This window comes from Actinomadura sp. NPDC000929 (assembly GCF_040492065.1).
Lineage (GTDB): Bacteria > Actinomycetota > Actinomycetes > Streptosporangiales > Streptosporangiaceae > Spirillospora > Spirillospora verrucosospora.
In genome coordinates, this window is sequence record NZ_JBEUPA010000047.1 from 1 (window position 1) to 13,334 (window position 13,334).

Consider the following 13,334-nt stretch of genomic DNA (forward strand, 5'->3'; position numbering starts at 1 on the left):
GCGCGTCCAGGCGTCCGGCGCCGCCGTGACGAGGCCGAGGCCGCGGGCGGACGCCTCGCGGGCGCCCTCCCGCTCCGTCACCAGCAGCGCGCCGACCAGCGCGGCGGTGAGGAAGACCGCGGCCGCCAGCGGGATGACCGAGCGGGTGCGGACGGGGCGCAGCAGCTCCGCCTCGAACCGGTCGCCGCGGCGGGGCACCGGCACCTCGACGGCCTCGGCGGCACGGATCACCAGCCACGGGTCGCGCACCCGCAGCTCGATCAGCTGGTCGCGGACGGCGTAGCGGGGCATCCCCTCGACGTTCCGCAGGACGTAGGCGACGCGGACGTGGGGATCGAGCCTGGACAGCGCCGCGGTCAGCGCCGGGTCGGGCAGGCGGGCGGGCAGCGCGCGCAGCCACGGGCCGAGGCCGATCTGCAGGCGGCGGGACGGCCGCAGCGCCCGGCGCAGCACGCGGGTGCGGCGCCGGGCGTGCCCGGCGGCGGAGCGGTCGCGGGCGCCGCGCGAGGTGGAGTCCACGATCCGGCGGGCGATCGCCAGCCGGTAGACGCGCTTTCCCCGTCCCGGCAGAACGAAATACGCCATCCGGACAAGGTCGCCATAAGCCGATTCGGTCGGTGGTGTTTCCCTGTGCGGATTCGTCATGACATCGTCCGTCACGGCGGGCCACTCCCTCTGGGGCAGTTCCTTCGTCGCGAATCCCGAGGTTAGGACGGAGAGAGCCGGCACTGGAGCGCAATTGGCACAACGATTAACCGACCGAATGGAAATGTCATCTCATTTCCGTACGATGTGCCGGAGGCGGCGGGCCCGGTCTTCCCCGCGAGAGCAGCCACGCCCGTTTCCTCCCCGTACTACGCTTGTGCCCGGGGGAACCGCCCCGGGCCGCGCCGCATCGAACGAACCAGCCGCGCACGCGCCCGCACGCGCCCCGGACGAGACGAGCGACCGAGAGGGAACCCCCGACCCATGACCGAGGACGTTCCGGGCTACCGGGTGCTTGAGCAGGTCGGCGAGGGCGGCTTCAGCGTCGTCTACCGCGCCCACCAGGAGCGCCTGGACCGGATGGTCGCGCTGAAGGTCATGTCGATCAGCGCGGTCGACGACGCGGCGATGCGGCGGTTCCAGCGCGAGTGCAAGATCACCGGTCGGCTCTCCGGGCACCCGAACATCGTGACCGTGCTGGACACCGGCACCACCCGGTCCGGGCGCCCCTACATCGTGATGGAGTACTTCGAGCACGGAGCGCTCACCGACCGGCTCGCGCGGGAGGGGCCCCTCGCGTTCGCCGAGGTGCTGCGGATCGGGGTGAAGATGGCGGGCGCGCTCGCCGCCACCCACGAGACCGACGTCCTGCACCGGGACGTCAAGCCGCAGAACGTGCTGCTGTCGCGGTACGGCGAGCCCGCGCTCGCCGACTTCGGCATCGCCCGCCTCGTCGACAGCTTCGACGCCACCCACACGCAGGCGTTCACCCCGCACCACGCCGCCCCCGAGGTGCTGGAGGGCAGGCCGCCGGGCATCGGGTCCGACCTGTACTCGCTCGGCTCGACGCTCTACCAGCTGCTGGCCGGACGGCCCGCGTTCAAGGGGCCGCCCCGCGAGGGCATCGCGCCGCTGATGCTGCGGATCCTCAACGACCCGCCGCCGCCGATCCCCCGCCCCGACGTCCCGCGGCAGGTCACCGACGTCATCGTGCGCGCGATGGCCAAGACGCCCGACGAGCGGTTCGCGAGCGCCGTGGAGTTCGCGCAGGCGCTCCAGCGCGTCCAGGCCGAGCTGGGGCTGCCGGTGACGGACGTGGCGCACGCCGGCCGCGGCGCCCTGGCGCTGTCGGACGCCGGCCCGATCCCCTCGTTCCCCGACGTCTCCGCCCCGCCGCCGGCGCCCGCCGCGCAGGCGCCGTCCCCGCCCGCCCCCGCGCCGCCGGCTCCGGCGCCCCTCGCCGCGCCGACATCGGCGCCGCCGCGGTCGCCGTGGGCGCCGCACGCCCTCCCGCCGCAGACGCGTGAGACGGCCCTCCCCCAGGAAGGTCCGCCCCCCTCCCCGGAAGCCGCCTGGCCTCCGATGCCGGTGCCCCAGGCGGGCGACCGGCCCGCGAACGGGTCCTCCACGACGCCGCACACGTCACCGCACACGACGCCGCACGGGGGCCCGCACCAGACCACGCCGCACGGGGGCCCGCACCAGACCACCTGGGACCAGCCCCAGCAGGGCCAGCGCCGCGGCCTGATCGTGGTGGGCGGGATCGTGCTCGCCGGCGGGCTGGCCCTCGGCATCGGGGCGCTCGCGCTGTCCGGCGGCGGCGACGGCAAGGGCGGGACCGCCGCCACGTCGCCGCCGCCCTCCCCGACCGCCCCGCAGGGGCAGACCACCCAGACCCCGCCCCAGCCGATCCCGGCCTCGCAGCTCGCGGCGACCCGCCCGCGCAAGGTGGTCGCGCGGCAGGTCGGCCGGACGGCGGCGCTGCTCTGGACGCTGCCGCCCGCCGCGCGCGGGCTGCCGCTGCTCGTCCAGCAGCAGCCCGCCGGGACCCAGCCGATCGTGTCGGTGAAGGCGGGCTCGCAGTCGGCGACCATGCCGGGCCTGCGGCCGAACACGGCGCACTGCTTCAAGGTCGGCGCGGTGCTGCGCCTCAACCAGGGCCAGGCTCCGGACGTGGCGTGGTCGGCGCCCGCCTGCGTCGGCAAGGCGAAGAAGCGCCCCAAGCCGTAGCTCTCGCGGAGGGTCCGCGGGTCAGGGCGCGCACGTCCAGACCGCGGGCCCCGCGAGGCTCCTCCAGTCGCCCGGCGTGTTGACCAGGTACCCGATGACGTAGCCGGTCTTGCCGCTCCACGTGATGTTGGCGTACATGTCGCCGGCGAGGGCGGCGTCCCTGGGGTGCCTGTAGTAGACGCCCTTCTTCTGGCAGTTCACGACGACGAGTTCGCCGTTGTTGTCGGTCATGGTGGCGACGGTCGTGCCGTTGTTGGCGTCGGCGGTGGCCCGGATGTAGGCGTTGGAGTTCCCGTTGCGCTCCACCGGGTACCTGGCGGCGGGCCCGGTGAGCCTGGCGCCGAGCGTCGCGGCGGCGCCCGTGCCCGCGCCGTTCACGGCGGAGACGGTGAAGGTGTAGGGCCCGTTGGTCCACACCTCCCCGAGCGTCGCGGTCATGGCCGAGCCCGTGGCGGCGGGCACCGTCCGGGACCCCTTGACCGGGCCGTCCCAGCCGACCCGGTAGGCGGACGCGCCGGGCGGGGCCGTCCAGGAGACCTTCGCCCCGGACGAGGTGGCCTGCGCCTTGAGGCCGGTCGGCGCGCCGGGCGTCACGCACGGGCGGGCGGGGTCGCTGGGCGCCGACACCTGCTCCCGGGTGCGTCCGCGGCCGTCCCGGTAGCGGACGGCGACGCGGAAGCGGTACTCGCGGGCGCAGTCCCCGCCGGTGACCGTGAACGTGAAGGGCCCGGCCCCCGGCGCGATCGCGGCCGGGCTCGCCGCGAGGCCGGACGGGACGTCCTTCAGCGCGTACCCGATGATCCCCTCGCCGTCCGAGGGCTGGAAGTCGATCCGCATCGTGCCCGCCCCGGGCGTGACCGACACGTTCAGCGGCGCGGCGGGCGGCGCGCCGGGCCGCGGGCGGCGCGGATCCCGCGGGGCGGTCGCCCGCGGCGGCTGCGGAGCGCCGCTGCCGCCGGGCTGCGGGAGGGCGCGGCGCACCGGGCCGCCCGGCACCTTGTCCCGGTACTTGTCGATGCCCTTGCGGCCGCCTTGCCCGTCGACCACGACGGCGCGCGGGCCGGACGGGTCGTTCGCCCACAGCAGGCCGTCGCGGACGAAGACGTCCAGCCGGGCGGGCCGCCCGCTGACCGGGACCGGCGCCTCGAAGCGGTTTCCCGCCGAGTCGTACACCAGCAGCGCCCCGGCCGTCTCGTCGGGGATGTAGACCTTGGGGCCGAGCATCTGCGGCGGCCGGTACCGGTGCTTCGGCATGGCGAGCCGCGTGCTGGAGTACCGCCCGGTGTCGGTGTCCACGGTCACCAGCGACCCGGCGCCGGGCACCAGCAGCGGGACGGTCTTGCCCTCCGTGGCGGGCGGGGCGAGGACGCCGCCGCGGCCCGCCTGCCTCACGGTGGCGGGCAGCCCGACCGTCAGGCGCGTCCCGGACGGCTTGACGACGGTGGCGGTGGCGTTCGTGGAGTTCACGACGACCGGGTCGCCTGCGGCCATGGTGAGCGCGAGGTCGTCCCCCGGCCCGCCGACGCGGACCGGCGGCTGCGTGCGTCCGTCCTTGAACGCCGTGACCTGCCCGTCCTTCGCCACGGGCACCCACAGGGCGCCGCGCGCGTCGATGCCCGCCTGCCCGAGGACGGGCGGGAGCGTCGCGGGCGCGCCGACCGGCGTCAGGCCGACCGGGTCGATCTGCTGGAGGAGGCCCTTGACGGAGTCGACCGTGTAGGCCTTCCCGGCGCCGGCGAGGACCTGGATGCCGCGGCCGAGCGGCCGGCTCGCGCCGACGTCCAGCTGGGAGGGGTCGAGCCGGCTGACGACGCCGGTGTCCTGGTCGATGATCAGGACGGTGGCGCCGTCCTGGACGATCCTGATGTCGTGGCCGCGCATCTGCGGGGGGACGCCGGTCTTGCCGTCCACCTTGGCCGCGGGCCCGTTGACGTGCACGACGAGGCCCTTGTCCCGCGCGGTGAGCCAGGCGCCGACGTCGGCGATCCGGTACTTGGCGCTCGCGACGCCCACCCCGTAGACGACGGCGGCGATGACGAGCACGCCGGTGAGCCCGACGGCCACCTGCCCTGTCAGCCGATCACGCCGGAAGAAAACGCCCAGGCCCGCCATGTCCTGTTATCCCCCACCCATTTCGCAGGGGACACCGTAGCCGCTCGCGTCCCACCGGCGCCGGTGTTCCCGCGAAACGGCGGCGGTCAGTCTCCGCGGACGGCGGCGGCGTACTCCGCGGCGGTGATGTTGCGCCCGGACACGACCACCACCAGGCGGCCGGCGGCCTCGACCTTCCCGGCCATGACGGCGGCGACCGCCGCGCCGCCCGCGCCCTCGGCGACGAGGCCGTGCTCGTGGAACAGCAGGCGCAGCGCCGCCCGGATCTCGTCGTCGGTGACCGCCGTCAGCTCGGCGGTGCGGCCGATCACCTCGGGGGTGACGCAGCCGGGTTCGAGGTTGCCGGGCAGGCCGTCGGCGAACGTCTCGCCGACCTCGACCCGGGTGACCCGTCCCGCCGCCACCGACGCGGAGACTCCGCGCGACACCGCCGACTCCACGCCCACGACCCGCACGTCGCCGCGCTCCCGCGCCCACAGGCACAGGCCGGCGACGAGCCCCCCGCCGCCGACCGGCGCGACGACCGTGAGAGGGCCGTCCGCCTGCGCGTCGAGTTCGCGCCCGATGGTGCCCTGCCCCGCGATGACCGCCGGGTCGTTGTAGGGCGAGACGTAGTGGCCGGGCAGCGTCATCGCGTGCGCCTCGGCCTCGTCGTAGGTCGTCCCGTGCTGGACGAGGCGCACCGGGAACGCGCGGATCCTGTCGACCTTGACCTGCGACGCGCGGGTCGAGACCACCACGGTGACGTCCGCGCCCGCCCTCGCGGCGGCGTACCCCATGCCGAGGCCGTGGTTGCCCGCGCTCGCCGTGACGGCCGGCTCCCCGGCGGGGAGCGCGGCGACGGCCGCGAGCGCGCCCCGCACCTTGAACGCGCCGACCGGCTGGAACGTCTCCAGCTTCAGCAGCGCGCCCGGCGCCACGCCCGACGGGACCAGCGGCGTGGGGGCGAGCTCGGCGGACACGGCCCGCCAGGCGCGGTCCAGGTCGTCCGGGCCGGGCGGCCGGACGGCGCGCACCGTCATGCCGGCTCCCCCGGCGACCCGTCCAGCCGCTCGTGGAGGCGGTCCCGGATCTCCTCGGGGGTGTAGGCGCGGCGGCGGCGCTCGGCGCGCACGACCACGGCGCCGGTCGCGGCGACCCCGAGGAACCCCGCGACGCCCAGTGCCTTCCAGAGATTCGACGCCTTCAACAGGCCGGACCCTCGCAACGTGCGCATGCGGCTACCGTAGCGACCATGCCGGGCACGAGCATCTCCCTCGCCGAGGCCGCCGAACTGACCCGCACCGGGGACGTGTGGCTGTTCCGCGGCCGGACGGTCGCCGACCGCGCCATCCAGATGACCACCAACAGCCCCGTCAACCACGTCGGCATGGCGGTGGTGATCGACGACCTGCCCCCGCTGATGTGGCACGCCGAGCTCGGCCGCTCGCTGCGGGACATGTGGACCGGCGGGCACCACCGCGGCGCGCAGCTGCACGACCTGCGGGACGCGGTGCTGGCCTGGGGGAACCGCTACGGGCAGCGGGCCTGGCTGCGGCAGCTCGACCCGCCGCCGACCCGGGCGATGGAGGACGCGGCGCTGCGCGCGGTGGCGCGGCTGGACGGCACGCCGTTCCCCTCGACGTCGAAGCTGGCGACGCGGTGGCTGCGCGGGCGGGTGCCGATCCGGCGGCCGGCCGAGCGGGACCCGAACCTGGAGACGGCGTTCTGCGCGGAGATCGTCGCGGTGACGTACCAGTCCATGGGGCTGCTGCCGAAGGGGCGCCGCCCGAACTGGTTCGACCCGGGCCGGTTCTGGAGCGGGGACGACCTGGAGCTGGAGACGGGCGCGGTGCTCGGCGGCGAGATCGCCGTCAGCGTCCCCGCGTCCTGACGGCCCGGCGGTCCCGCAGCGACCGCGGGTGCAGGCGGCGCCGGAAGCGGCGCAGCCGCCCGGCCCTGGCGGTGACGAGGCGGCCGAGCTCGTCGGTGTGCCGCCACGCGCGGTCGGCGGCGCCGGGGTCCGGCTGGGACGCGGCGAACCGGCTGCGGTTGACCAGGTCGGCGAGCGGCCCGAGGTGGCCGTGGGCGTCCTCGCCGACGGCGGACGCGCCGAAGCGGGCGACCTCGTGCGCGGTCAGCGTCCGGGCCGTGGACAGGCCGACGTCGGCGAGATGGTCGAGCGCCTGGTGCCACGCGCCGGTGATGCGGGCGGCGGGCGGCCCGGCCCTCCGGCGCCGCTTCCGCAGGGCGGGGGCGAGGAGGACGGCGCCCAGGTAGCCGGCGGCGAGCGCGCCCGCCGCGAGCGCGGCGAGCACCCACCACGGCGTGGGACCGCCGTCCGAGGCGGTCGGCTTCTGCGGACCCTTCTGCGTCGTGGCGCCCGGCCCCTGGCCGCGCTGCTGGGAGGCCGCGTTCTTCTGGGCCTGCTCCAGCTTCTGCTCGGTCTCCCCCGCCGCGACGGAGTCGTTCTTCTTGGAGCGGCGCGCGCTGTCGGGGAGCGGGTTGAACCGGATCCAGCCGAGCCGGTCGAACTTGATCTCCGGCCACACCATCACGTCCCCGGACCGGACCTGGACGGTGTCGCCCGCGCGGGCGCCGCCGTCGAAGCCCACGGTGACCCGGGACGGCAGGCCGATCGTCCGGGCGAGCAGGGCGTAGGCGGTCGCGAAGTGCTCGGGCGTGCCGCGCCTGCCCTCGCCGAGGAAGTAGTCGAGCTGCCGGTAGCCGTGCCCCGGCGGGGCGGTGACGTCGTACCTGGCGTACCGCTTGAGGTACTCGGCGAGCATCGCGGCCTTCTGGATCGGCGACACGGCGCCCCGCGTCGCGGCCTGGGCGAACCTGCGGAACTCGGCGATCTGGACGGGCGGCTCCTTCGCGCCCGGACCCCACGGCAGCTCCCGCGCGGCCCTGGCCTCGGCGTCGCCGGCGACCTCCGCCCCGGCGAGGTCGTCGGCCGTCCATTCGGGGACGACGGAGTCGACTCGGTAGGTCTGGCCGGGGCGCAGCGGCTGCGCGGCGGCCAGCGCGCCGCTGCCGGGGTCGACGACGACGGGGAGCCCGGCGACCTCCCGCGGCCGGTCGGCGGCGGGCACCCACACGCCCGGCAGGTCGCGGATGGTGACGCGCTGCGCGACCTCGTGCTCGCGGTCCGGCTCCGGCCCCTCCGGAACGCGGCTCCCGGTGGGGACGAACCGGGCCGTGGACGACCAGGTCACGCCGTCGAACCGGTCCAGCACGGCGAGCCGCTCGATCTCGTCGCGCCTCGACTGGACCGTGAACATCACCTGGTCGGGGCTGAGCAGCCAGCCGCCGACGCGGTCCAGCGGGCTGACGCCGTCGCGCTGCTGCGGCGGAGGCGCCTGCACCTGCTCGCGCGGGTCGTAGGGGTCCGCGCTGACGGGGACGACGGGTCCGGCGGCGAACGCCAGCGCCCCGAGGAGGGCCGCGGCGGGGACGCCGACCAGCAGCGGCCGCCACGCGGTGCCCGAGTCGGGCCCGTCCGCGCGGACGAGGACCAGCACGGCGATGAGCACGACGGTCGCGGCGGCGAGCGGCAGGTTGGATCCGGGGCCGTCGACCCCGAGCAGCAGCGCGACCGCCCAGACGCCGAGCGCGGGCACGCAGGGCAGGGCGCGCAGCGAGGTGCGCAGCGCCAGCTCCGCCGCCGCGAACGCCGCCAGCCACACCACCACGTGGACCAGGACGAGGTACTCCGGCTTCGCGGGGGCGGGCAGCAGCGTGGTCAGGATCGACTTCCACGCGCCGAGCACGCCCTCGCGCAGCGTCTGCGGGAGCGTCCCGTCCCCGAGGGCGGGGCGCAGGACGGTCGCCGAGACCGTCGCCGCCCAGGCGAGGACGGTCAGCACCAGCGAGATCCACAGCGGCCAGGGACCCTTGTCCTTGCGCGGCCCCGACAGCAGCCCGCACAGCAGCGTCGGCACCACCGCCGCGACGGCGGCGACGGGGACGACCGGCCCGAGCCCGAACACCCGCTGGAACGCCAGCCCGGCGACGGCGACCAGGCAGGCCGTCACGGCGATCGAGGCGTACCGGGTCACCGGGCGCTCCCCAGCCGGTGCCACGCCTCCGCCAGCCCCTCCAGGTCGGCGAAGTCGACGAGCTGGACGCCGGGCGGCGCCGCCGCGGGACCCCCCGGGCGGACCCGCAGCACGACGATCCGGTCGAACCGGCTGCGGACGGCCGCGATGCGCCCGAGCTCGGCGGCGTCCGGGGTGATGACGACGAGGGACCCGCCCGGGCGCACACGGCGCACCGCGTCCACGACCGAGCCCGCCCCCTCACGCGTGCGGACGGCGGTGAGCCGGTCGAGGAGGACCTCCACGTCGTCCGGCCCGCCCCGCGTGTCGGCCACCTGGCCGTCGCCGGTGAGGATCCGGACGGGGAAGCTCGCCGACGCCGCCCCGGCCGCGACCGACGCCGCGGCGTCCACGGCGAGCTCGAAGTCGTCGGGTTCCGGCCACGAGCCGGGGCGCGCCTCCAGCACGACCGTCGTCGTGGGCAGGCTGGCGTCCACGAGCTGGCGGACCATCAGCGTCCCGGTGCGCGCCGACGACTTCCAGTGGATGTGGCGCAGCTCGTCCCCGATCACGTACTCGCGCAGCGCGTGGAACGTCGCCGTCCCCGCCGGGGACCGGTCGCTGGTCGGGCCCTCCAGGTGGTAGGCGCGCCCGGACGGCAGCAGCGACAGCCGCACCGTCCTCGGCCGGACGAGCAGGACCCGCGGCGCCCCGTACTCGCGCACCCGGCGCGCCAGCCGGAGGGGGTCGGCGCGCACCAGCCGCAGCGGCCCCACCGGGATCTCGCCGCGCCGGGACGTCGGCAGCCGGTAGGTCACGGTGCGCCCGCCGCCCGGGCGCAGCCGCGGGATGTCGACCGCCACAGGCGTGGAGCCCGCCGCGTCCTCGGCGCTGAGCCCGCGCACGCCGCGCCCCTTGTTCGTCACGTGCAGGACCCCGACGGCGGGCTCGCCGCGCGCCACCCGCGCCGGCGCGATCTCCCTGCCGACCTCCAGCTTCGGGCGCGGCAGCGTCCACAGCGCCGCCGCCCCCACCGCGACCAGGCCCGCGACGGCCAGCACGGCGGGCTCGGGATAGCCGAGCCACCAGCCCGCCGCGTACAGCAGGACCGAACCGGCCGCCGTCCCCCATCCGAGCGGCGTCAGCACGTCACACCCCGGCGGCCTGCGGCGTCGGCACGTCGCCCAGCGCCTCGGCGACCACGTCGGCGCCCGAGCGCCCGCGCAGCTCGGCCTCCGGCGTGACGATCAGCCGGTGCGCGATGACGGGCACCGCGAGCGCCTTGACGTCCTCGGGGACGATGTAGGAGCGGCCGGCCGCCGCCGCCCGCACCCGCGCGGCGCGCAGCAGCGCGATGCCGGCCCGCGGGCTCGCGCCGAGCCGCAGGTCGGGGTGCTCGCGGGTGACCGCGACGACGCGCACGAGGTAGTCGTACAGCGGCGGCGCGACGTGCAGCCGCTGCGCGAAATCGATCATCCGGGCGAGGTCCTCGCGGCTCAGCACCGGCGGCATCTGGTCGAGCACCGCACCGGTCGGGGCCCCGGCGAGCAGCGCCACCTCGGCCTGGTGGTCGGGGTAGCCCATCGAGATCCGCATCAGGAACCGGTCGAGCTGCGCCTCCGGCAGCGGGTACGTGCCGTCCATGTCGACGGGGTTCTGCGTGGCGATCACCATGAAGGGGCGCGGCACCGGATGCGGGACGCCCTCGACGGTGACCCGGCGCTCCTCCATGACCTCCAGCAGCGCCGACTGCGTCTTGGGCGAGCCGCGGTTGATCTCGTCGGCCACGGCCAGGTTCGCGAAGATCGGTCCAGGGTGGAACTCGAACTCGGCCGTCCCCTGGTTGAAGATCGACACGCCGGTGATGTCGCTGGGCAGCAGGTCGGGCGTGAACTGGATGCGCGCCCACTTGGCCTCGACGGACGCCGCGATCGCCCGCGCCAGCGTCGTCTTGCCGACGCCCGGAACGTCCTCGACCAGCAGGTGCCCCTCGGCCAGCAGGCAGGTGAGCGCCAGCTCGACCTTCTCCCGCTTGCCGCGCACGACCCGCTCGATGTTGCCCGCCAGCGCCGCGAACATCTGCGCGAACCGCCCGGCCAGCGCGTCCGCGTCCACCGCCGCGTTCTCACTCATGATCCGCTTCCCCGCGCGCTCGACATGGTTCGTTCACCCTCGGACGGCCTCGGCCGCTCACGTCTGGCATTCGAAGAGACCGTCCGACGGGTAGCCGTTCTTGGAAGTGGCCACCAGAGTGTCGTTGAGGTAGCCGTTGCCGTACGACGTCTGGACCTGGTTCCAGACGGAGCTCGACGTGTTGCTCTCGGGGTCGTTGTACGACTGCCCCTGGACCTGGCACACCACGGTCATCGTGATGATCTGCCCCTTGGGGATCGTGCCCGTGGTGGGACCGGAGGTGTTCGGGCCCGACCGGATCAGCGTGTTGGTCTGGCCGTTGTTCTGGTTGCGGATCTGCTTGGTCGGATAAGCGAGGTCCACCGTCTTCGTCAGTTCCGTGGACTCACCAGCGCCGTTGCGGGCCTTGACGCTCACCTGGTGTGTCGTCGCGTTGGCCAGCCCGCGGACCGCCTCCGAGGTGCGCTTGGTCGTGAGCGTCCCGCTGGGCGAGGTCACCACGTAGGTGACGTCGAAGCCGGCGGAGGGGGCCCATCGGAGGTCCGCTCCGTGGTTGACCGGGGTCGCGCTGAGGCCGGTCGGCGGGCCGGGGGCGGTGCAGGCGGTGGCGGCGACCTCGCCGGACTCGCTGTAGGCGGGCTTGCCGTCCTTCCCCCTGTACTCGGCTGCCACCTTGTAGACGTGGGTGGTCGTGTCGCAGGTGAGGCCGCCGACGGAGAACGTCCCGCCCTGGACGGCCCCGGCGAACTGCGCCGGCCTCGCGCCCGCGACCGGCTTGCCGTTCTGGCCGAGCAGGACGAACCGGGTCACCGGGTAGACGCCCTGCGGCTGCGCGGCCGCCGTGAACCGGACCTTGATCGAGCCGTTGTCGCCGGACGCGGCGGGCGTGGGCGGGTCGGGCGCGGTGGGGTCCTTCTTCACCGGAGGCCTGACGGGCCTGCTCGGCGGCGTGACGGTGGTGGTGCCGCCGTTGCCCGTGCCGCCGCGGTTGCGGTTGCCCTGGCCGCCTCCCGGGTTGGCCTGGACGGGCAGCGGGCGCCGCGCGCTGCCGGGGACCTTGTCGTCGTACTTCTCGATGCGCTTGACGCCGCCGTCCGGGCCGAAGGCGAGGGCGGTGGGGCCGTCGGGGTCGTTGACCCACAGCATGTGGTCGCGGACGAGCATCTCGATCGTTCCGCCGGGCCGCGCGGCCGCGACGGGCCGCTCCCAGGCGTTGCGCTCGGTGTTGAAGACCAGCAGCCGGCCGGACGTCCGGTCGGGCAGGTAGACGCGCTGCCCGAGGACGTTCGGGGGCTCGAAGGCGTGGTGGTCCGGCACGCGCAGGGCCACCGAGTCGACCCGCCCGACGCCCGTGTCCAGCAGGTAGAGGGAGCCGCCCGCGCCGAGCATCGGGACGATCTGCCCGTCGGCGACCGCCGGGACCTTGACCCCGTCCGCGGCCCGCGTGACGGGCGCGGGCAGGTTGACCCGCTGCGTGCCCTCGGGGCGGACGATCAGCGCGGTGGCGGACGTGCTGTCGGTGATCACGGGCCGTCCGGCGGCGATCGTCAGCGCGAGGCGGTCGCCGGCCTTCCCGACGGCGACGGGCTCGCCCTGGCGGCCCGACCTGAACGGGACGACGCGGCCCGTCTGCGGGACGGGCACCCAGAGCGCGCCGTCGGCGTCGATGCCCGCCTGCCCGAGCGGCGCGGTGAGGGTCGCGGGGGTGCCGACCGGCGCCAGGGTCACCGGGTCGATCTGCTGGACGGAGCCCTTGACGAGGTCGACGGTGTAGGCGGCGCCGGCGCCGGAGAGCACCTGCATGCCCGGCCCGCCGGCCTGCCGGCTCTTGGTGATCTTGAGCTGGGAGGGGTCGATCCGGCTGACGACGCCGGTCTCCTCGTCGACCAGCAGCACCGTGGCGCCGTCCTGGACGATCCTGATGCGGTGGCCGCGCATCTGCGGCACCACCGGGGTCTTGCCGTCGACCTTGCCGGCCAGCCCGTTGGCGTGCACGACCAGGCCCTTGCCGCTCGCGCTCAGCCAGGCCCCCACGTCCGAGAGCCGGTACCGCGCGCTGGCGGTGCCCACGCCGTAGACGAGCGCGCCCACGGCGAGCACGCCGACCAGCCCGGCGGCGATCTGGCCCGTCAGCCTGTCACGCCGGAAGAATCGGTAATGACCGCGCGGGCCGGTGGTCCGCGCGGAGGATCGGTCCCCGTTCAATCCCCGCTCACCCTCTCGGCGCGCCGGGAGCGGGAAACCGCTGACCCGGGGCGCGAAGGCACCTTAACGGCAATACGGGGCGCTCCGGAATGGGTTTGCGGAGATCGGCCTGGTAGATCGATGCCGGTCCGGCGGGTGACGGGCGATCCG

10 protein-coding genes are annotated in these 13,334 nt (G+C 75.6%); 2 read left to right on the forward strand and 8 right to left on the reverse strand.

Features of this window, described 5'->3' with window-relative positions:
- On the reverse strand, positions 1 to 585 hold a 585-nt coding region (locus tag ABWI04_RS18630), incomplete at its 3' end, for a hypothetical protein (RefSeq protein WP_353833205.1).
- 384 nt (positions 586 to 969) lie between these two features.
- Between ABWI04_RS18630 and ABWI04_RS18635 the strand changes: the two genes are divergently transcribed.
- Positions 970 to 2,715: a serine/threonine-protein kinase gene (locus ABWI04_RS18635; protein ID WP_353833206.1), complete on the forward strand. Its 1,746-nt coding sequence runs from the start codon at positions 970 to 972 to the stop codon at positions 2,713 to 2,715.
- A gap of 21 nt (positions 2,716 to 2,736) precedes the next feature.
- Here ABWI04_RS18635 and ABWI04_RS18640 read toward each other — a convergent pair whose 3' ends face one another.
- The 3 genes from ABWI04_RS18640 to ABWI04_RS18650 form a co-directional block, all read right to left on the reverse strand.
- Positions 2,737 to 4,827 carry a fibronectin type III domain-containing protein gene (locus ABWI04_RS18640; RefSeq protein WP_353833207.1) on the reverse strand — a complete coding sequence of 697 codons (2,091 nt, stop codon included), beginning with the start codon at positions 4,825 to 4,827 and terminating at the stop codon, positions 2,737 to 2,739.
- An 86-nt stretch (positions 4,828 to 4,913) separates the two neighbouring features.
- Positions 4,914 to 5,849, reverse strand: coding sequence for a threonine ammonia-lyase (locus ABWI04_RS18645; protein ID WP_353833208.1), 936 nt, complete (start codon positions 5,847 to 5,849; stop codon positions 4,914 to 4,916).
- A complete protein-coding gene (locus ABWI04_RS18650; RefSeq protein WP_353833228.1) occupies positions 5,846 to 6,043 on the reverse strand; it encodes a hypothetical protein in 198 nt (65 codons plus the stop codon). Before ABWI04_RS18650 ends, ABWI04_RS18645 begins: the two co-directional genes overlap by 4 nt.
- 18 nt (positions 6,044 to 6,061) lie before the next feature.
- On the opposite strand from ABWI04_RS18650, the gene ABWI04_RS18655 reads away from it, so the two are divergent.
- Positions 6,062 to 6,700 (forward strand): hypothetical protein, encoded by a 639-nt coding sequence (locus ABWI04_RS18655; RefSeq protein ID WP_345182314.1) that lies wholly within the window; start codon positions 6,062 to 6,064, stop codon positions 6,698 to 6,700.
- Here the strand turns inward: ABWI04_RS18655 and ABWI04_RS18660 are convergent.
- From ABWI04_RS18660 to ABWI04_RS18675, 4 genes are read right to left on the reverse strand one after another with little or no spacing between them, the layout of a single operon-like run.
- Positions 6,681 to 8,867, reverse strand: a complete 2,187-nt coding sequence (locus ABWI04_RS18660; RefSeq protein WP_353833209.1) for a transglutaminase TgpA family protein — start codon at positions 8,865 to 8,867, stop codon at positions 6,681 to 6,683. The genes ABWI04_RS18655 and ABWI04_RS18660 overlap by 20 nt on opposite strands.
- On the reverse strand, positions 8,864 to 9,994 hold the full coding sequence (locus tag ABWI04_RS18665) for a DUF58 domain-containing protein (protein ID WP_345182309.1): 1,131 nt from the start codon (positions 9,992 to 9,994) through the stop codon (positions 8,864 to 8,866). Before ABWI04_RS18665 ends, ABWI04_RS18660 begins: the two co-directional genes overlap by 4 nt.
- A gap of 1 nt (position 9,995) precedes the next feature.
- Positions 9,996 to 10,979, reverse strand: a complete 984-nt coding sequence (locus ABWI04_RS18670) for an AAA family ATPase (protein ID WP_345182307.1) — start codon at positions 10,977 to 10,979, stop codon at positions 9,996 to 9,998.
- 57 nt (positions 10,980 to 11,036) lie between these two features.
- Positions 11,037 to 13,184, reverse strand: coding sequence for a fibronectin type III domain-containing protein (locus ABWI04_RS18675; protein WP_353833210.1), 2,148 nt, complete (start codon positions 13,182 to 13,184; stop codon positions 11,037 to 11,039).
- Between the last annotated feature and the right edge of the window lie 150 nt (positions 13,185 to 13,334).